This is a genomic window from Qipengyuania gelatinilytica, from assembly GCF_019711315.1.
Taxonomy (GTDB): domain Bacteria; phylum Pseudomonadota; class Alphaproteobacteria; order Sphingomonadales; family Sphingomonadaceae; genus Qipengyuania; species Qipengyuania gelatinilytica.
The window spans coordinates 2,795,692-2,814,061 of record NZ_CP081294.1 but is presented as its reverse complement, the minus strand read 5'-3'; the positions used below and the strand labels follow the sequence as shown (position 1 = coordinate 2,814,061).

The following is an 18,370-nucleotide window of genomic DNA, read 5'->3' as shown; positions in this document are numbered from 1 at the left end:
TCACGCAGATAGCCCCTGCAGGTACCAGTCGGGTGCGCCGCCGCGCCCGTCGCCCACGATGCCCAATCGGTAGATCCAGTAGCGCCTGCCGCGCTGGTCCTCGATCCTATAGTAATCGCGCAGCCGCGTGGCACCGCGTTCGCGCCACCATTCAGGCGCTATGCGCTCCGGGCCTTCGACACGGTTGACCTCATGCACCTCGCCGCGCCAGCGGAAGCGCTGCGGATAGCCGTCCGGCGTGGCATAGAGCACCGCAATCCGCTCCGCCTTGTCGAGCAGCTTGAGCGGCCGCTTGTGAAAGGCCAGCTGCCCCTGGCTCGCCGGTTCCGGCTCGAGCGGCGGCTGCCAGCGCTGCGCACGCTCGGGGATGTGGCTGGCAAAGGGGACCGGGCGCGTGACGGCCTGTGCGCCGAGGCGCACGGCCAGCCGGTCGACCAGGGCGGACAAGGCAATCCCGTGGGTCTCTGCCGCCGCCTCGATATCCCCCTGGTCCAGCGCCAGAGGTTCGGCCCAGCTGGCCCGCAGGCGCAACATCTCGATGCCGAAGCCAGCGTCGATGTCGTCGAGCTTGCTGGCAAAAAGGCGGACGATATGCGCCGCTTCCCGCGTTGCGGCCGCAAGTTCGAGACGCCGCACGGTAACTTCGCCATCGACGCGCCACAGGCCGATTTCGAGCCTGCGCGCGCCTTCGCCCCGCCCTTCCAGCTCGCGCGCCATGTCGTCGGCAAGATCGGACACCACCTGGTCGAGCAGCTGGCGATGGCGGATCGGTTCGAGCAGGCGGCGCTGGACCAGCGGCATCTGCTGCGGAACCACCGGGAGCAACGGCTCCGGCACGAGGCCGAGCAACTGGTCGAGCCGGATCAGCGGATTGGCTGCGGGCGACTTGCGATTGCGGAAGCGCCGCTGGATCGCATCGCGCCCGATCGTGGTCAGCTCCCCCAGCTTCTTGAGGCCGAGGCGGCGCAGGACGGTGACGACATCCTGGTCGAGCCGGAGCGCGGCCACGGGAAGTTCGCCCAGCCGCGCCTCGGCATCGTCGCAGGCGCCAAGGATCGTGCCCGAGGCGGCATAATGCGACAGCGCCCAGGCCGCACCGGCTGTGGGAGCGATGGCGCAGCGCACTGCCAGCTCGCGCCTTGCGAAAGCGGCTGCGACGTCTGCGACCAGCTTCTCCTCCCCGCCGAAGAGATGCGGCACTGCGGTGACATCCACCAGCAAGCCGTCGGGGGCATCCATCGCGGACCATGGCCCCCAGCGCTGTGCCCAGACGGCGAGTTTTTCGAGGAAGGCGAGATCCCCTGCCGGATCGGACGGGGCAGTCGCGATTTCAGGACACAGCGTTCGCGCGTCGGCAAGCATCATGCCCGCCCTCGCCCCTGCAGCAGCGCCTGCACGATTGGCGGCCTCGATCCGCGGGCCATGCGCAGTGTCGGCGATCAGGACCAGCGGCGTCTCGTCCAGCTGGCGCCGTTCGGGCGCGCCCAGCCGCCAGCGGTCCATCGCCATGGCCGGCAACCAGATCGAGAGAATGCGGCGGGCCTGCGACGGCGGATGGAATTTGCCCGCCGCCCAGGTATTCACGCGCGGCGGGGCATGCGGCGATGCTGCAGCCCCGCTGTCCAGTTTGCGACCGCACGATCGGCATTTTCGCGGGTCTTTCCGGCCGTGAGCTGCGCGTCCTTCTCGGCAAGGATCCATTCGCCCGGCGCGTGGCTGCGTGCCCGGAAGAGTTCGGCCTTCCACGCCGGATCGCCCGGCGCCTGCGCATTCCATTCGGGCGCAGCGGAGGGCGCGCAGGTCACATCCCAGCGCATCCGTGCCGAAGACAGGTCGCGTGTGGCATCGATGCGCAGCAGGAACAGCGGTACACCATGTTTCTGTGCCGTGAGCGTCAGCCGCCGCGAGGCCGTAAAATCGAGCGCCTTGGGATTGCCCGCAACCTCTCCGATCACGAAGGCGAGTTCGCGGCACCGCAGGCCCTCCTCCAGCGCGAAGAGCGCATCTTCCGCCTTCTCCGCCAGCACGTGGATCACCCGCCCCTGCAGATCCTGTGGCAGTCCGGCACGGTAGGGTCGCCCGCCGAGCCGCGCAGCTTCACGCGTCTGCACCCACAACACACCGCGCCGGTCTTCTGCTTCCTGTCCATCGGCACGGGGGGCACAGCGCCAGTCGTCGAGGGCGAGCGCCAGTGCCGCCCCTGCCCCCGCAGCCTCGCGCGATGAGGCGAAGATTTCGCTATGCAGGGCCTTCCCCTGCATTGCCGCCAGCCCCGGACGCCAGCGCGCGCTGCGCCGCGCAGACAGCGTGGCGACGTCTTCGAAGGCCGTGATCGGCAAGGAGGCAAGATCGGGTTGGGTCATGGGGAATCGACTCGTTTGTTCCCATTATGTTCCAACTGCCGATGATTCGCAATTCATCCTTTCACAGCTGCGGTTTGGCGCAGCGATGGAACAGCGGGCCTTCGAAGTCGTTGATCGGACAAACGCAATTCAGAAAGGCACCGACATGAAATACGCCGAAGGTAATCCCGACGCCCTCAAGAAGAAGTTCTGGCTGGCACTCTCGGACTCGCCCTTCCTCTTCCTCGAGCTCGACGGCCGCTCGGACACCTCGGTGCCGATGACCGCACAGCTCGACAAGGACGCCAACAGCTCGATCTGGTTCTTCACGCAGAAGAACTCGACCTTCGCCCAGCTCGGCAAGGTCAAGGCGAGCTTTGCCGGCAAGGACCATGACATGTTCGCGCGTTTCGACGGCACGCTCTCGGTCGAAAACAGCAAGGAGCGTTTCGACCATTTCTGGAACAACTTCGTCGAAGCCTGGTACGATGGCGGCAAAAACGATCCCGATATCCTCTTCCTGCGTATGGACCTCGGTGATGCCGAGATCTGGAGCGGTGACCTCGGCCTGCTCAACACGGCCAAGATGGCGCTCGGAATAACTGTCCACGACGAGGCGGAAGAACGCCACGTGGACTCGGTCGATATTTAACTCGACCCAATAACGACAATATGAGTCGCGAAGGGCCGCCCCCTCACGGGGGCGGCCCTTTTTTTTGCGTCAGTTCGGCAGAAGGCCGGGGAAGATCCCGACGATCAGAATCCCCGTCAGTGCCAACGGGCAGAGCCAGCGCACAAGGAACAGCCAGAAGCGGTGGAGGCCGCCCGACAAGCCGTTCTCGTTGTCGACCAGACGGCGCTCTGCAATCCATCCGATGAAAATCGACACAAGCAGCGCACCGATCGGCATCAAGAGTTTGGACGTCACACTGTCGAGCGCGGAGAAAACGCCCTCACCCGAGAACAGCGGGATAAAACCGAGCGGATGGAAACCCGACAGCGCATTGAAGGAATAGGCCGAAACCACGCCCAGCAGCGCCGCTGCGACCGCAATGATCGTGGCCGTGAGCGCGCGGCCCATGCGGAACTTGTCGATCGCCCAGGCGGTCGGCACCTCCATCAGTGAAATCGAGCTCGTCAGGGCGGCGAACCCCACCATGATGAAGAAGGCCAGGCCGATCAGCGTGCCGAAGGGCATGGACTGGAAGGCATGCGGCAAGGTGTCGAACATCAGGCCGAGCCCGCCATCCGAGCTCAGCCCGGCAGCCAGCACGATCGGGAAGATGCACAAGCCGGCAATCAACGCGACCGATGTGTCGGCGAAAGCGATGGTCGTGCTGGTCTTGGCGAGGTTCACGTCGCGCCCAACATAGGAGCCGTAGGTAATCATGCCCGCAACGCCCAACGACAGCGAGAAGAAAGCCTGCCCAACGGCCGCCAGCATGACCGGACCGGTCAGCTTGGATGCGTCGAAAGTGAAGAGGTAGGCAATCGCCTCTGAAAACGCGCCAGTGAATGCGCCATAAACCGTAATACCCAGAAGCAGGACGAAAAAGGCGGGCATCAGCCATACAGATGCCTTTTCGATACCGCCCGATACGCCGCGCGCCACGAACATGAGCGTGACTGCGACGAAAATGACGTCGAGGACGCTCATGGTGAAGCCGTCCTGTTGCAGGTTAGGAAAGAGCGCCTTGATCTCCTCCGCAGTCATGTTGGTCAGCGCGCCGCCGGTCACTCCGGACTGCGCGATATCGGCCGCGAACAGACCGATGTAGTAGAGCACCCACCCCCCGATCACACAGTAGAATGCGAGGATCATGAAGGCAGAAACCACGCCCAGCCCGGCGATCCCACCCCACCATTGCGATGCTCTGGATTCCGCGGCCATCCGCTTCACGCTTTCGACGGCGCTCGCCTGTCCATGGCGACCGATCAGCGTTTCGGAGAGCAGAACCGGCAGGCCGATCAGCAAGATGCACGCGATATAGAACAGCACAAATGCGCCGCCGCCATTGTTCGCTGCTTCTGCAGGGAAGCGCACGAGATTGCCCAGTCCGACAGCCGCCCCCACGGCAGCCAGAACGAATGCGGAGCGTGAGGACCAGCCCTCGCGCGGCGTGATCCCGTCGGATCCGGTGGTAATCGGCATATTTGTATCCTTGATCCCGTGTCGGCGCTCCCCGCGCCCGATGCGCGCCTTCCTGCAATGATTTCGCGCTCGCGTCGAGTGCGCTTTGCCTTTGTCCCCACAGCGCGCTAGGCGCTTGCCCCATGTCGACGACTTTCCAGCTCGATACGAGCACCAGCCGAGCCAATCCTACGCCGCAGCCGATGAAGCGGCTGACGGTCCCCAAGATCCGCGCGCACAAGGCGGATGGGGAAACCAAGGACCCGCTCGTCATGCTCACCGCATACACGGCGCGGCAGGCCCAATTGCTCGACGCGCATTGCGATCTGCTGCTGGTGGGGGATTCGCTGGGACAGGTGATCTACGGCCTGCCCTCCACCATTCCCGTCACGCTCGACATGATGGCAAACCATGCGGCTGCCGTGGTCCGCGGAAGCTATCACTCGGTGGTCGTGGTCGACATGCCCTTCGGCTCTTACGAAGGCTCCAAGGAACAAGCCTTCGAAAGCGCGGCGCGCCTGCTCAAGGAAAGCGGTGCGGCTGCGGTGAAGCTCGAGGGCGGCGAACAGATGGCCGAGACCGTCTCCTTCCTCAACCAGCGCGGCATACCGGTGATGGGCCATGTCGGCCTCACACCGCAGGCCGTAAACGTGCTTGGCGGCTACATGGCGCGTGGGCGTGATGGCGCAGAAGCGGAAAAGATCGTCGGGGATGCGAAGGCACTCGATGAAGCAGGCGCTTTCGCCATCGTGCTCGAAGGCGTGCTCGAACCCATCGCGATTGAGGCGACCAAGGCGGTGTCCTGCCCCACGATCGGCATCGGCGCTTCTGCGCAATGCGACGGGCAGGTACTGGTCACCGAGGACATGCTCGGCATGTTCGAACGCGTGCCGCGCTTCGTGAAGAAGTACGAAAACATCGCCGAAGTCATCGAAAAGACCGTCGCGCAATATGCCGAGGAAGTGCGCGGGCGCAGCTTCCCTACCGCAGACCAGACTTACCAGCCCAAGAAGGGCTGAGGGACCCCCACACCCATGGAAACCATCCGCAAATATTACACCTTTTCGTTCGCCTTCACGGCGATCTGCTTCGGCCTTGCTGCGTGGTATGGCTGGGCGAGCACGGGTTCGCTTACTGCGACGCTCGGCATCCTCTGGATCGTGCTCGTGCTGTCGATCCTCGAGGTGTCGCTCAGCTTCGACAATGCGGTGGTCAATGCCACCGTTCTGCGTGACATGGACCCGGTCTGGCAGCAGCGCTTCCTGACCATCGGCATCCTCATCGCCGTGTTCGGCATGCGCATCATCTTTCCGATCGCCATCGTTTCGATCGCGGCGCAGGTCGGCCCTATGGAGGCTATCTCGCTTTCGCTGAACAACCCGGCGGAATACGAAAGGATCGTTTCCGATGCGCATATCGGCATTGCCGGTTTCGGCGGTGCCTTCCTCGCGATGGTGGGCCTGACCTTCTTCTTCGAGGAGGACAAGGACGTCCACTGGATCGCCGCGCTCGAGCGCACGATCAACAAGTTCTCGACCGTCCCCGCCGTGGAGATCGGACTGGTGCTGATCCTCGTCTATTCGGTGTCGACACTGCTTTCGCCCGACGACGCGATCACCTTCCTGACCGCAGCCATACTCGGCCTCGTCACCTTCATCGCGGTCCACGCCATTGCCGCGATTATCGAGGCGCGCGAAGCACGCAAGAAAGCGGCCGGAGAGATCGTGAAGTCAGGCCTCGGCGGGTTCCTTTATCTCGAAGTGCTCGATGCCAGTTTCAGCTTCGACGGTGTGATCGGCGCCTTCGCGTTATCGAACAACATGGTGATCATCGCGCTGGGCCTTTCGGTCGGGGCAATGTTCGTCCGCTCGATGACCATCCACCTCGTGAAGACCGGCACTCTGGCGCAGTACCGCTATCTCGAACACGGCGCGTTCTGGGCGATCATCGTGCTCGGCATCATCATGCTGCTGTCGGCGCGCTGGCATATTCCCGAAACGATCACCGGCCTGCTCGGAGCGGTCCTGATCGGGCTCAGCTTCTTGTGGTCGGTGCGGCATAATCGCCGCCATCCCGAAGATGCGTCGCTGACGACAGACGACTAGCCAGCGGCGCTGCCAGCACCAGCTGGAAGAAGTGGTAGAGCAGCAGGGGCAGGACGACGAAGCCTGCCTCTGCCGGTGCGAACAGGATGGTGGCCAGCGGCACGCCGACTGCGGCACTCTTCTGGCCCCCTGCAAAAAGGAATGCGATCCGGTCGCGGCGGGGCAGCCTTAGCGCGCCAGAGGCTGCCCAGGCCCCCGCATTGCCCACACCAAGGAACAGCGCGATGCCGACGGCAAGCATGCCCCATGCGAGCGCATCGAGCTTGCCCCAGATGCCCTGATCCACCGCCCCCGAAAAGGCGACATAAACCGCCAGTGCTATGACCAGCCGGTCGAGCCAGACGATGCGCATCTTGTGGTGGGCCACCCATTCGCTCGTCCAGCCCTGCACCAGCTGGCCGATCACGAAGGGCAGGAGCAGGATCAGCGCGATCCGCTCGATCGTTCCCATGCCGATCGCGACTTCGCCCGTCCCGCCCAGCAGCAGGAAAATCGGCACAGATACGAAGACGCCGAGGATGTTGAGCAGTGCGGCACAGATGACCGACAACCCGACATTGCCGTCGGCCAGCGTCGTGTAGGACGTCGCCGACTGGACGGTCGAGGGAAGCACCCCGAGATAGAGAAAGCCGGTGGCGACCAGCGGCGGCAGGCCGAACGCAACCAGCTTGCTGAGACCCAGGCCAGCGAGCGCCATCGCGCCGAAGACCCACAGGACCATCGGCAGGATAAAGCGCCAGTTGAGCAGCCCGCGCCCGATTTCGGAGCGTGACACGCGCATGCCGTTCAACAGGAACAGCCCGAAGATGCCGACATTGGAAACCGATTGCGCAACACCCGAATGCGCCGCCGGGATCGGCAGGATTGCGGCCAGCATCACTGCTGCAACCAGAAGGCGCAACATCGGGTCGGCAAGGATCGTACGGAGCGCCATCGGCCAAGCTCCTAGCGCGCGTCCTATCCGGGCTGCAAATCGTATTGCTTGAGCAAGTCGTAAAGCGTCGGGCGGCTGATGCCGAGCAGCTTGGCCGTCATCGAGATATTGCCTTGGCTGCGCGCCATTGCCTGCCGGATCATGCGCCGGTCGGCTGCTTCGCGCGCCTGCTTGAGGTTCAGTGCCATCTCTTCCTCCTCGCTCCCGTCACCGAGATCGAGGTCTTCGGCCCCCACCAGCTTGCCATCGGCCATGATCACCGCGCGCTTCACGCGGTTCTCCAGCTCGCGTACATTGCCCGGCCAGTGCCAGGCATCGATGGCCGCCAGCCCGTCGGGCGCGAAGCCCTTTACCTGCGGGTTCATCTCCTTGGCGAAGCGGGCGAGGAAATGCTTGGCGAGAAGCACGCTGTCGCCCGGCCGCTCGGCGAGCGTGGGGATCTTCACCACGACTTCGGCCAGGCGGTAGAACAGGTCTTCGCGGAATTTCCCCTCGCCGATCATGCCCTCGAGGTCCTGATGCGTGGCGCAGACGATTCTTGTGTCGACAGAGATCGGCTTGCGACCGCCGATGCGCTCGATCACGCGTTCCTGGAGGAAGCGCAGCAGCTTCACCTGTAGCGGCAACGGGATATCGCCCACCTCGTCGAGGAAGAGCGTGCCGCCATCGGCCATCTCGATCTTGCCCTCGGTAGTCTTCACCGCGCCGGTGAAGGCACCCTTCTCGTGCCCGAAGAGCTCGCTTTCGAGGAGGTTCTCCGGAATCGCGGCGCAGTTGATCGCGATGAAAGCGCCATTGCGGCGGTCGCTCGCTTCGTGGACACCCTTGGCCAGCAGCTCCTTGCCCGTCCCGCTCGCGCCCAGCAACATGACCGAGACATTGGTCGGGGCGACGCGCTCGATCGTGCGCGCGACTTTTGCCATTTCCGGCGCAGCGGTGATCATCGTGCCGAGCACGGTCTGGTCCTCGCCGACCTTCTCCGACAGGCGGCGGTTCTCGCTCTCGATCCGGCTGAGCTTGAAGGCGCGCTCGACGATCAGGCCGAGCTTCTCGATATCGACCGGCTTCTGGTAGAAATCATAGGCCCCGCGCTCGATGGCCTGCAGCGCGCTTTCCCGCGCGCCATGGCCGGAAGCGACCACCACCTTGGTGTCGGGCTTGATCTGCATGATCGCGTCGAGGACGGCGAAGCCCTCGGTGGTTCCGTCCGGATTTGGCGGCAGGCCGAGATCGAGGGTCACGACCGCGGGCTCCTCGCTGCGCACGGCAGCAAGCGCCTGGTCGCGATTGCCCGCGATGATCACTTCGTAATCGTCATAGGCCCACTTGAGCTGGGCCTGCAGGCCCTCGTCGTCCTCGACGATCAGCAGCTTGGGTTTGGCATCTGCCATCAGGCGGGTTCCTTGTCTTTTGCGGTACCGTTTCCGGTAATGATCGAGCGGGCGGACTTGAGCGGGATCTTAATGAGGAAGCGCGTGCCGAGCCCCTCGCGCGATTCAACTTCGAGGCGTCCTCCCATCGCGCGGATCATCTCGCGCGCTTCGAACGCGCCGATGCCGAAACCGCCTTCCTTGGAAGAGACGAAGGGTTTGAACAGGCTGTTGCGTACGAAGGCGGGGCTCATGCCGACACCGCTGTCGAGGACCTGGATATTGCCCGACAGCCCGTCGCTGAAGGTTTCGACCTGCACTGCCGAACCGTCTTCGCTCGCATCGATGGCATTCTGGACGATGTGGAGGAGAGCCTGCTCGAGCGCTTCGGGCTGGCCGGAAACGATCACCGGCTCGTGGCGCAACAAGTCCACCTGATGACTGGTGGACAACCGCTCGACCACCGCCCCGGCGATGCCGCCAAGGTCGAAATCCTGCAGGTTCTCCACCGAGCCCGTTCCATAACGCCCGAGACGTGCGAGAAGGATATTCAGCTTGTCGGAGCTGTTCTTCAGCGTGACCAGCATGTCCTTGCGGAATTCCGGCTTTTCCGCGTGCTTTTCGGCGTTACGGAGCAGGAGCGACATCTGGCTGGAGAGGTTCTTGATGTCGTGCATCACGAAGGCCATGCGGCGATTGAATTCATCGAAGCGCGAGGCTTCGGACAGCGCTTCCTGTCCTGCCTGCTCGGCCAGATAGCTCGCCAGCTGCTGGCCGACGATGCCGAGAAGGTCGAAATCCTCCCAGTCGAGCTTGCGCTGCTGGAGCGGGCGGGCGAGGACGATCACGCCCACGAGGCGATCGAAGTGGATCAGCGGCACGGCAGCCCAGGCGCGCGTTTCCTCGCGCAGCCACGGGGGGACGAGCGCATTCTCGCCGTGGTAGTCGATCCCCTCGCGGACTTCATCGAGGTCGAGGATCAGGCCCTCACGCTCCATGATGGCGCACAGCTCGAGCGGGAAGGCATCGGCCGGCACCGCCATTTGCGGCCAGCGCCAGTGCGCCGCCAGTTGCAGCGCGCCTTCATCCTCTCCGGACATCAGGAGGCCCGAAGGACTGTCGGTAATGTCGGCGAGCGCCTTGATCACGCGCTGCTGGAGGCTGGCATCGTCGAGACCGGCGCGGCCGATCGTGTGGGTGAAGCGTATCCACTCGTTCCGGTAGTCGTAGCGATGTTTGAAAAGGTGCTTGATCGCCGTCACGCGCAGCCAGCCGCGCAGCTTGTTCGACGGGAGCCAGATCAGCGCGAGCGCTCCGGCGGCGATCACCAGGCCCACCTGCGTCAGCCGCGCTCCGCTGCCCGTCAGGATGTCGAGCCAGCTGGCAAGGCCCAGCATGACGAGAAGGTATCCGCCGATCACCAACAAGGAGAGGAAACGGAAGGTAACCGCTCGCGATGGGCTGAAGGTCAGCCCTGCCGCGCGCTTGGCGAAGCCCAGTGCGAAGGGGATGGCCACCACAGCCAGCGCAAGGCCGCGGAAAGCGAACATTTCCGTCGGATAATCGCCGGTGAGATAGGCGATCGTGTGATAATTCAGGGTGAAGGCCCAGAGGCCCGCAAGCCCGGCAGCATTCCAACGAAGGATCCTGCGGGAAGATGGCGATGCGCCGACGTAGAGGTTGTGCAGGAGCACGAGAGCCCCGATGGAGACGAGCACCCGGAACAGGTTCGACGTCTCGAAGGTCAGCAGGGCAAGATCGGGCGTCACGGCATAGCGTTGCTGGATGATCAGCAGGACGAATTGCAGGCTCTCTACAAAGCCGAGCGCGATTACCGCAGGCCGGACAATTCGCAGGCTTTCGTCCCGGCCATCATTGGCGAACAAGCGGAAGAGGACGTAGATCCAGCCGAGATTGGCAGTCAGTTCGGTGAACTGGACAAGAACATGATCGGCCGAGAAGCTGGCTGCGGCAAAACACCAATTCGCCGTCAGAGCGAGCGCCACGACGCCGGCCCAGCGGTCGGTACGATCCTTGGCCCCGGCCCTTGCGATCCACAAAGCCGCAAGACCGCATACGATCGCGCCCAGCGAATAGGACAGGTAGGAAAGCGAGCTCGCCCAGGCCATCAGGCACGGCCTCCACGTCCGGGCACCACAATCGTCGGGAACTGGTAGCAGGCGCGGGTCATTGCGAGCGTCCGGAAGGTTTATCGATACCCTTCCTTAACTACCCGCAAAGGGTGAACTGTCGGTAAATTTTACAGCATTTGAATGCAGAAAGGGCGACCCTCCCCTAGGAAGCGTCGCCCTGCCTGACAGTTTTTGCCGATTTCGTGTCGATCAGTTCTCGACCGCTTCCTCGACAGCTTCGCCGGCATTCTGTGCAGCGTCGCCAACCTGGTTGGCAGCCTCGCCGACCTGGTCTGCTGCACCGGCCACGGCGTTGTCCTTGGCGATTTCGGCATCGCTCATCTGCGAGAAGACGACGATAGCGCCGATCGCAAGAACGATGAGGATGATAATCAGACCCCAGGAAGTGCCGCCGCTACGCCCATCGTTATCGGTGACCACGGTATGGGTCGTGTGGGTATTGCCAGCGGTATCGGTAGTCTCGGTAATACGTTCTTCAGTCATGAGAAAATTCCAGTTCTGAACCCTTGAATGTGGCAAAAACGCGGCGTCGGGCGTTCAGGTTCCGGGTAAAGAAGGTTAACGCAGAAAAATCATCGCTCGCCGAATTCGAATGGGGAAGTTCCGCGACGCATCCGGTCGAAGTGCAACTTGCGTCCGCTCGGTGGCAGTGAACGCTGCGAACAGCCCTCCCTGAAGCAGGCAGCACAGCCCGGGCCGATGCGCTGGGCGTCATTGGGCCGCAAGGAAAGGCCGCGCGCCTGCGCAAGATCGCTAGCGAGCACTGCTTCTATCCCGATCGCCACCACGAACCGCGCTTCGCCCGGCGCCCCGCTGCCCTCGACGCTGCGCATCATGGTGAGCCAGCCACCCTGCCCTTCGCCGGCATCGTCGAGGCTCACGTATTGGACAACGAGTTCCCCGCCCCTCTCGAACGCGCGATGCGCATCCCAGAGCGGGCAGGATACGTCTTCCCTTGCGAAGCGTGCAGTACTTGCGCCCATGAAGCTCTTCGAGAACTGACCCGCACGGTCGAGCCGGACCATGAAGAACGGCAGGCCGCGTTGCCCCACTCTCTGCAAGGTCGTCAGGCGGTGCGCGAGTTGTTCGAAACTGACCGAAAAGCGCCGTTCCAGGACCGGCAGGTCATAGCCAGTGGCATCGCAGGCCCTCAGGAACCGGCCATAAGGCATCAACAAGGCGGCCGCGAAATAGCCGTCGAGATGGCGTTTGAAGAGCGCGCGGGCGGCCTCGTCCCCGAACTGCGCCCCTTGCGCGATCGACTGGATGTCGTCGGCCTTCTCGAGCTGCGCGATCTGGAGTGCGAGCTGGAAATTGCGCGATGCGGGCCCCAGCATTTCGGAAAGCTGGACCTGGCGTGCGTGCAAATCGAGCCGGCTGAGGCTGTCGGGCAGGACCTCGCGCGGCAGGATCCGGACCGAGAACTGGTGGCGCTCGCGCAGCCTTTCGGTAAGCGCCAATCCGATATCACCGCGCGACAGGCGCATCTCGTCGGCCAGTTCCTCTGCCGCATGGTCGAGATCGGCGAAATGATTGCGCCATTTCTCGATCTCGCGCCGAGAAGCCGCGAGCGCGCTATCTTCTTGCCGCGATGCACTTCCCGCATTGTCATATAGCCGGGCAAAGGCGGCCGCGACTTGCGGCGAGGTGGCGAGAAATTCATCGAGCTCGTCACGGTCCACCGCGAGGTCCGCGAAGCGTTCGTCGGCAAAGCGGCGGGCCAGTCCGTCGAGCCCCCCGATGGCTTCGTCCTCGCGGATGGAGCGCGGATCGAAATCGAACTGCTCGACCAGCGCCATGACCACCCGCGCGCTGACCGGACGCTGGTTGCGCTCGATCAGGTTGAGATAGCTGGGCGAAATGGACAGCCGGGCGGCCATCGCCGCCTGGGTCAGATTCTCGCGCTTGCGGAGCCGCTTGATCGCAGGGCCTGCGCGGACGGCATCTTTGGCCATTTGTAAATTCCTTTACATCTTTACAGCCGGAATACGCCCAACCCGGGCTTTCTGACAAGATATTTTGTAAATTTCCCTGCCCGAATCGCTCCCTGAAGCGCATTGTCACTGCAACAGCCCGCCAATCGCGGGGCGACACGGACAGGAGACTACCCATGACCTACCAGAGCCACATCGCGCAGATGAACGAAACCATCGCCAAGAACGGCGACAGCTGGGCTGCCATCGACGCTGCCAGCGCTGCCCGCATGGCCGTGCAGAACCGCTTCCCGACCGGGCTCGACATCGCGCGCTACACCGCGAAGATCATGCGCGAGGACATGGAAGCCTATGACAAGGATCCGGCGAACTACACCCAGTCGCTCGGCTGCTGGCACGGGTTTATCGCGCAGCAGAAGATGATTTCGATCAAGAAGCATTTCGGCAGCACCAAGCGCCGGTACCTCTACCTCTCGGGCTGGATGGTTGCCGCGCTGCGCAGCGAATTCGGCCCCCTGCCCGACCAGTCGATGCACGAGAAAACTAGCGTGCCCGCGCTGATCGAGGAGCTCTACACCTTCCTCAAGCAGGCCGACGCACGTGAGCTGGGCGGATTGTTCCGCGAGCTCGACGAAGCCAAGGCCAAGGGCGATGCGGTCAATACGCACCGCCTGCTGAAGGAAATCGACGACCACCAGACGCATGTCGTGCCGATCATCGCCGATATCGATGCCGGTTTCGGCAACGCCGAGGCGACCTACTTGCTCGCCAAGAAGATGATCGAGGCCGGTGCCTGCGCGCTGCAAATCGAGAACCAGGTGTCGGACGAAAAGCAGTGCGGCCACCAGGACGGCAAGGTTACCGTTCCGCACGAGGACTTCCTCCAGAAGATCCGCGCGATCCGCTATGCCTTCCTTGAAATGGGCGTTCCCGACGGCATCATCGTCGCCCGCACCGACAGCCTCGGTGCCGGCCTGACCAAGCAGATCGCCTTCTCGAAGGAACCGGGCGACCTCGGCGACCAATACAACGCCTTTCTCGATTGCGACGAAGTCGATCCGGCCGACATCACCAATGGCCAGGTCTTCATCAGCCGCGACGGCAAGCTGCTTGCACCCAAGCGCCTGCCCAGCAATCTCTACCAGTTCCGCGCCGGAACGGGTGAAGACCGCTGCGTGCTCGACTGTATCACCGCGCTCCAGCACGGCGCCGACCTGCTGTGGATCGAAACCGAGAAGCCGCATGTCGAACAGATCGCCGGCATGGTCGACCGTGTCCGCGAAGTGATCCCCAACGCCAAGCTGGTCTACAACAACTCGCCCAGCTTCAACTGGACGCTCAACTTCCGCCAGCAGATTTTCGATGCGTGGGAGAAGGAAGGCAAGGACGTGAGCGGTTACGACCGCGCCAGGCTGATGAGCATCGACTACGACGGCACCGAACTCGCCGCCGAAGCCGACGAGAAGATCCGCACCTTCCAGGCCGATGCCGCGAAGCGTGCCGGTATCTTCCACCACCTCATCACGCTGCCGACCTATCACACGGCTGCGCTGAGCACCGACAATCTCGCCAAGGAATACTTCGGTGAGCAGGCGATGCTTGGCTACGTCAAGAACGTCCAGCGCGAGGAAATTCGCCAGGGTATCGCCTGCGTGAAGCACCAGAACATGGCCGGCAGCGATATCGGCGATGACCACAAGGAATACTTTGCCGGCGAAGCGGCCCTCAAGGCCGGCGGCAAGGACAACACCATGAACCAGTTCGCTGCGGCGTAAGGAGAGGAAGGATGACTACGATGACCGAAGACACTCCGAAGACCGAACCCGGACGCGCACGCGCCCTGTTCTCGACCGCCGATTTCCGCCTCCTGCGCACCGCTCTCACCAGCTACGCGCGCCAGACGGAAGACCGCGAGGAGCTGGCGAAGATCAACGCCCTGCACCACCGGCTCGGCACATACGTCCCTTCGGACGGCTAACCCGAATTTCCGCGCTCAAGCAGCGTAGCGATAGCGCGGAAGATACTTTCTCCTGGGGAGGAGAAACGGCTGCCGGAGTGCCCCAACACTCCGGCAGCCGTCAATTTATCCGGCCTCAGCCGCCGTTCGCAGGCATCAGGTCGAGCGCGGCGCTCGCCATCGCCTCGGCGCCGGTTTTCACCACCGCTTCCGCATCGGGCGCCCAGAAGGGCGAATGAAGCGAGGGCAGAGGCTTGCCTTCCTCCTCCAGCGCGGTGAGCATTTCGGCAGGGGTTCCGCTGATCCAGAAGATCATGGATTTCACGCCTTCGGGATCGGCCCGGCGGAACTGGCTGAAGTCCTCGCCGCCCATCACCGCAGGCCACTGCATGACGCGATCCTCGCCGAAGCGGGCGCGGAAGGCTGCTGCGCGTTCTTCGCTGAAACCAGGATCGTTGAAGGTCGAAGGCGTATAGGGATCCTCGACCGTGATGACCGGCATGAGTTCTGCCGGGAGACCGGCCGTAATCGCCTCGCCCTGAGCCACGCGGCGGATGCCGTCGAGCAGGAGCTTGCGGCTCTCGTCCGAATAGCTGCGCACAGTCAGCTGCAGCTTGGCCTCGTCCGAAATGATGTTGTGCTTGGCGCCTGCATGGAAACTGCCGACCGTGATCACCGCCGGGTCGAGCGGCGATGAGTTGCGGCTCACCACGGTTTGCAGCTTCATCACGATCGCGCTCGCAAGCACGATCGGATCGACCGTCGTGTGCGGATAGGCGCCATGGCCGCCAATGCCCTTCACCGTGATATCGACGCTGTCGACATTCGCCAGCGCATAGCCGGGCGTATAGCCGATCGTCCCGGCAGGGGCCGGTGCCGCCGCGTCATGGAAGGCAATCGTGTAATCCGGCTTGGGGAAACGCTCGTAGAGACCGTCTTCCAGCATGGCGAGCGCGCCCAGCCCAAGCTCCTCGGCTGGCTGCAGGATCATCACCAGCGTACCCTGCCATTCGTCCTTGCGCTCGGCGAGGAGCTGTGCGGCACCGATGAAGCCGGCCATATGCGTATCGTGACCGCAGGCATGCATGACGCCGGTCGTCACACCGCTGGCGGGCGTCGCAGTACGCTTGCTCGCATAGGGCAGGCCGGTCTGTTCGATGACAGGCAGGCCGTCCATGTCTGCGCGAAGCATGACGACCGGGCCGTCACCGTTGCGCATGACCGACACCACGCCGGTCTGGCCGACGCCTTCGGTCACTTCGAACCCGAGCGCGCGCATCCTTGCAGCGAGCTTGGCTGCAGTCTCGTGTTCCTCGAAGCTGAGTTCCGGATTGGCATGCAGGTCGCGATAGAGTTCCATCAGGCCGGGCATGTCTTCTTCGAGACTGGCGCGCAGGTCGTTCGCCTGTGCAGGGCTGGCAAAAGCGATCGCTGCAGCGGCGCAGGCCGTCGCAAGGTATGTAGGACGCAAGTAGGACATCGTCTGGGCTTCCCCCTCAGGATGGAACACATGGAACCTGGTAAAAGGGGAGGAGCCCCCCGCCCCGCTGATCCCGGTCGTTTCGCGCGAAGACTGGCACGGTCACCGCGAATTGGAAAGCGCCCTAGAGGCTGTAAGTGATCGCGAGGCCGGCCGACAGCACCGTCACCATGATCAGCACCAGTGGCACGCCGGTCTTCACATAGTCGCCGAAGTCGTAACTGCCTTCGGACATGATCAGCATGTTCGTCTGATAGGCAATCGGCGTCGCATAGGAGAGGTTGCATCCGAACAGCACGGCCAGCACCAGCGGCTCCGGCGGCAGGCCGAGCTGCGCTGCGACCGCGAAAGCGATCGGGGTGCCGACCGTTGCTGCGGTCGCGTTGGAGGCGAAATTGGTGAGCAGCGTCACGAAAAGCATGATCGCAGCGAGAACTGCTGCCGGGGAAAGGTGGATGAGGCCCAGTGACAGCAATTCCCCGAGCCACCCCGCCGCACCGCTTTGAAGGATGATGCGCCCGATGGCGATACTGGCGGCCACGAGCACGATGACCTGCGCGGACAGCGCGCGGCCGACACGGTCGAACTTCACGCAGCCGGTAAGGAACATGAGGATCGCGCCTGCCAGCGAAGCGATGGCGATCGGCAGCAGTCCGACCGAGGCCAGTGCCACGCTGCCGCCCATGATACCTGCGGCGAGCCATGCCTTGGAGCGGCGCGGAAGCTCGCGGCGCCCTTCGAGCATCAGCAGACTGTCCCCATTCGCGAAGGATTCGAGGTCATGCTGCAGGCCCATGACGAGCAACACATCGCCTTCCCGCATGCGGATATCGCCGACGTCGCTGTACTGGTCTTTCTGGCCGATCAGCGTTTCGGGGCGATGGATGCCGACCACGGCGACACCATAGAGGTCCGCGATGCCTGACGTCGGAAGCGTTCGGCTGATCAGGCGGCTGTCGGCGGTGACCGTCATTTCGACGACCTGGATATCCTCGCCGGTCTCGTTATGGGCGCGATTGATACGTTCGAGCACCCAGCTCGGCGCAGCCTCGCCGCGCATGACCTGGATCCCCTCCTCGATCGCTTCGTGCGTACCCGACACCTTGATGCGTTGACCCGGCCGGAAAAGGCCCGGTTTCACGTCATGGAATTCGATACCGGCGGGAAGGCGCGAGGCGATTTGCGAGAGTTCGCGGCCGTTGAGCAGGCTGTTTTCCGTGACCCTCAGCCGGGTGAAGAACTTGCGCGATTCGTGCACCAGTTCGACGCGGTTGTCGTCGAGCATCTTGGGCATGGCCAGCCAGATATAGGGCAAGGCTACCAGCGCCGCGGCCAGCACGATGGGGGTGAAATGGAACACGCCCATCATCGGCATGCCGAGGTCGACCGCGATCGAAACGACAAGGATATTGGTGGAGGTGCCGATAGTCGTCGCCAGGCCGCCGATCAGCGAAGCGGCATTCAGCGGCATCAGCGTCTTGGAGGCAGGCATTGCCCCGCGCGCCGCCAAGGTCACGAAGATCGGGATTAGCAGGACCAGCACCGGCGTGTTGTTGACGAACATCGACAGCACGAAGGCCAGCACGAGCGAAAACAGCAGGCCGACCTGCAGGTTGAATTTGAAGATCCGCTCCAGGAACCGCGCCGCAGGTTCCAGCGCGCCCGTTACCACAAGCCCCCTTCCGAGGATCATCAGCGCGCAGATGGTGATCAGCGCGTAGTGTCCGAAACCGGAGAAGGCGAGCGCGATCCCGTCTGTCGGTTGGTCGCCTGCCAGCGGGAAGAAATACAAGCCCACCGCGATAACCGCGATGGTCAGGAGCGAAATGATTTCGATGGACATGCGTCCGCGCGCAAAGGCGACGAACATTGCGACTGTGACGGCCATTGCCGCCATCGCGTGATAGGATGGGATCCCGATCATCCGGAGCGGTAAGTCTCACCACTCGGGCGGAATATCAAGG

At 63.5% G+C, this 18,370-nt stretch carries 15 protein-coding genes; 5 read left to right on the top strand and 10 right to left on the bottom strand.

Going from position 1 to position 18,370, the window contains the following annotated elements:
- On the bottom strand, positions 1–1,509 hold the full coding sequence (locus tag K3136_RS13930) for a DNA polymerase Y family protein (protein ID WP_247711493.1): 1,509 nt from the start codon (positions 1,507–1,509) through the stop codon (positions 1–3).
- A 71-nt stretch (positions 1,510–1,580) separates the two neighbouring features.
- A complete protein-coding gene (locus tag K3136_RS13925; RefSeq protein WP_221430884.1) occupies positions 1,581–2,363 on the bottom strand; it encodes a hypothetical protein in 783 nt (260 codons plus the stop codon).
- A gap of 145 nt (positions 2,364–2,508) precedes the next feature.
- Here K3136_RS13925 and K3136_RS13920 point away from each other — a divergent pair, with 145 nt between their 5' ends.
- On the top strand, positions 2,509–2,994 hold the full coding sequence (locus K3136_RS13920; RefSeq protein WP_221430883.1) for a pyridoxamine 5'-phosphate oxidase family protein: 486 nt from the start codon (positions 2,509–2,511) through the stop codon (positions 2,992–2,994).
- Positions 2,995–3,063: 69 nt separating this feature from the next.
- Here K3136_RS13920 and K3136_RS13915 read toward each other — a convergent pair whose 3' ends face one another.
- Positions 3,064–4,494 (bottom strand): sodium-dependent transporter, encoded by a 1,431-nt coding sequence (locus K3136_RS13915; protein ID WP_221430882.1) that lies wholly within the window; start codon positions 4,492–4,494, stop codon positions 3,064–3,066.
- Positions 4,495–4,616: 122 nt separating this feature from the next.
- Here K3136_RS13915 and panB point away from each other — a divergent pair, with 122 nt between their 5' ends.
- Together panB and K3136_RS13905 are read left to right on the top strand one after the other, a co-directional pair.
- Complete coding sequence (gene panB, locus K3136_RS13910; RefSeq protein WP_221430881.1) at positions 4,617–5,492, top strand: 3-methyl-2-oxobutanoate hydroxymethyltransferase; 876 nt, start codon at positions 4,617–4,619, stop codon at positions 5,490–5,492.
- 15 nt (positions 5,493–5,507) lie between these two features.
- Positions 5,508–6,578: a DUF475 domain-containing protein gene (locus K3136_RS13905; protein WP_221430880.1), complete on the top strand. Its 1,071-nt coding sequence runs from the start codon at positions 5,508–5,510 to the stop codon at positions 6,576–6,578.
- Here the strand turns inward: K3136_RS13905 and K3136_RS13900 are convergent.
- The 5 genes from K3136_RS13900 to K3136_RS13880 form a co-directional block, all read right to left on the bottom strand.
- Entirely contained in the window at positions 6,508–7,512 is a 1,005-nt protein-coding gene (locus K3136_RS13900) for a bile acid:sodium symporter family protein (protein ID WP_221430879.1), read from the bottom strand. The genes K3136_RS13905 and K3136_RS13900 overlap by 71 nt on opposite strands.
- A 23-nt stretch (positions 7,513–7,535) precedes the next feature.
- The gene (prsR, locus tag K3136_RS13895; RefSeq protein WP_221430878.1) at positions 7,536–8,903 is read right to left on the bottom strand and encodes a PEP-CTERM-box response regulator transcription factor; all 1,368 of its coding nucleotides are present in this window, start codon (positions 8,901–8,903) and stop codon (positions 7,536–7,538) included.
- Complete coding sequence (gene prsK, locus K3136_RS13890; RefSeq protein ID WP_221430877.1) at positions 8,903–11,011, bottom strand: XrtA/PEP-CTERM system histidine kinase PrsK; 2,109 nt, start codon at positions 11,009–11,011, stop codon at positions 8,903–8,905. Before prsK ends, prsR begins: the two co-directional genes overlap by 1 nt.
- Before the next feature lie 213 nt (positions 11,012–11,224).
- The gene (locus K3136_RS13885) at positions 11,225–11,518 is read right to left on the bottom strand and encodes a hypothetical protein (protein ID WP_221430876.1); all 294 of its coding nucleotides are present in this window, start codon (positions 11,516–11,518) and stop codon (positions 11,225–11,227) included.
- Between the two features lie 89 nt (positions 11,519–11,607).
- Positions 11,608–12,990: a helix-turn-helix domain-containing protein gene (locus K3136_RS13880; protein WP_221430875.1), complete on the bottom strand. Its 1,383-nt coding sequence runs from the start codon at positions 12,988–12,990 to the stop codon at positions 11,608–11,610.
- 155 nt (positions 12,991–13,145) lie between these two features.
- Here K3136_RS13880 and K3136_RS13875 point away from each other — a divergent pair, with 155 nt between their 5' ends.
- Both K3136_RS13875 and K3136_RS13870 read left to right on the top strand, forming a co-directional pair.
- Positions 13,146–14,744, top strand: coding sequence for an isocitrate lyase (locus tag K3136_RS13875; RefSeq protein ID WP_221430874.1), 1,599 nt, complete (start codon positions 13,146–13,148; stop codon positions 14,742–14,744).
- 20 nt (positions 14,745–14,764) lie between these two features.
- The gene (locus K3136_RS13870; RefSeq protein WP_006832439.1) at positions 14,765–14,947 is read left to right on the top strand and encodes a hypothetical protein; all 183 of its coding nucleotides are present in this window, start codon (positions 14,765–14,767) and stop codon (positions 14,945–14,947) included.
- A 115-nt stretch (positions 14,948–15,062) separates the two neighbouring features.
- Here K3136_RS13870 and K3136_RS13865 read toward each other — a convergent pair whose 3' ends face one another.
- Together K3136_RS13865 and K3136_RS13860 are read right to left on the bottom strand one after the other, a co-directional pair.
- Positions 15,063–16,406 carry an amidohydrolase gene (locus K3136_RS13865; protein ID WP_221430873.1) on the bottom strand — a complete coding sequence of 448 codons (1,344 nt, stop codon included), beginning with the start codon at positions 16,404–16,406 and terminating at the stop codon, positions 15,063–15,065.
- A gap of 124 nt (positions 16,407–16,530) precedes the next feature.
- On the bottom strand, positions 16,531–18,330 hold the full coding sequence (locus tag K3136_RS13860; protein ID WP_221430872.1) for an SLC13 family permease: 1,800 nt from the start codon (positions 18,328–18,330) through the stop codon (positions 16,531–16,533).
- Positions 18,331–18,370: the final 40 nt, after the last annotated feature.

Bases quoted from the DNA above. Each gene is read 5' to 3' on its own strand.
- prsK (WP_221430877.1), bottom strand. From the start codon at position 11,011: ATGGCCTGGGCGAGCTCGCTTTCCTACCTGTCCTATTCGCTGGGCGCG.
- K3136_RS13930 (WP_247711493.1), bottom strand. From the start codon at position 1,509: ATGGCGATGGACCGCTGGCGGCTGGGCGCGCCCGAACGGCGCCAGCTG.
- K3136_RS13860 (WP_221430872.1), bottom strand. From the start codon at position 18,330: ATGATCGGGATCCCATCCTATCACGCGATGGCGGCAATGGCCGTCACA.
- prsR (WP_221430878.1), bottom strand. From the start codon at position 8,903: ATGGCAGATGCCAAACCCAAGCTGCTGATCGTCGAGGACGACGAGGGC.
- K3136_RS13885 (WP_221430876.1), bottom strand. From the start codon at position 11,518: ATGACTGAAGAACGTATTACCGAGACTACCGATACCGCTGGCAATACC.
- K3136_RS13915 (WP_221430882.1), bottom strand. From the start codon at position 4,494: ATGCCGATTACCACCGGATCCGACGGGATCACGCCGCGCGAGGGCTGG.
- K3136_RS13880 (WP_221430875.1), bottom strand. From the start codon at position 12,990: ATGGCCAAAGATGCCGTCCGCGCAGGCCCTGCGATCAAGCGGCTCCGC.
- K3136_RS13875 (WP_221430874.1), top strand. From the start codon at position 13,146: ATGACCTACCAGAGCCACATCGCGCAGATGAACGAAACCATCGCCAAG.
- K3136_RS13920 (WP_221430883.1), top strand. From the start codon at position 2,509: ATGAAATACGCCGAAGGTAATCCCGACGCCCTCAAGAAGAAGTTCTGG.
- K3136_RS13925 (WP_221430884.1), bottom strand. From the start codon at position 2,363: ATGACCCAACCCGATCTTGCCTCCTTGCCGATCACGGCCTTCGAAGAC.
- panB (WP_221430881.1), top strand. From the start codon at position 4,617: ATGTCGACGACTTTCCAGCTCGATACGAGCACCAGCCGAGCCAATCCT.
- K3136_RS13870 (WP_006832439.1), top strand. From the start codon at position 14,765: ATGACCGAAGACACTCCGAAGACCGAACCCGGACGCGCACGCGCCCTG.
- K3136_RS13865 (WP_221430873.1), bottom strand. From the start codon at position 16,406: ATGTCCTACTTGCGTCCTACATACCTTGCGACGGCCTGCGCCGCTGCA.
- K3136_RS13905 (WP_221430880.1), top strand. From the start codon at position 5,508: ATGGAAACCATCCGCAAATATTACACCTTTTCGTTCGCCTTCACGGCG.
- K3136_RS13900 (WP_221430879.1), bottom strand. From the start codon at position 7,512: ATGGCGCTCCGTACGATCCTTGCCGACCCGATGTTGCGCCTTCTGGTT.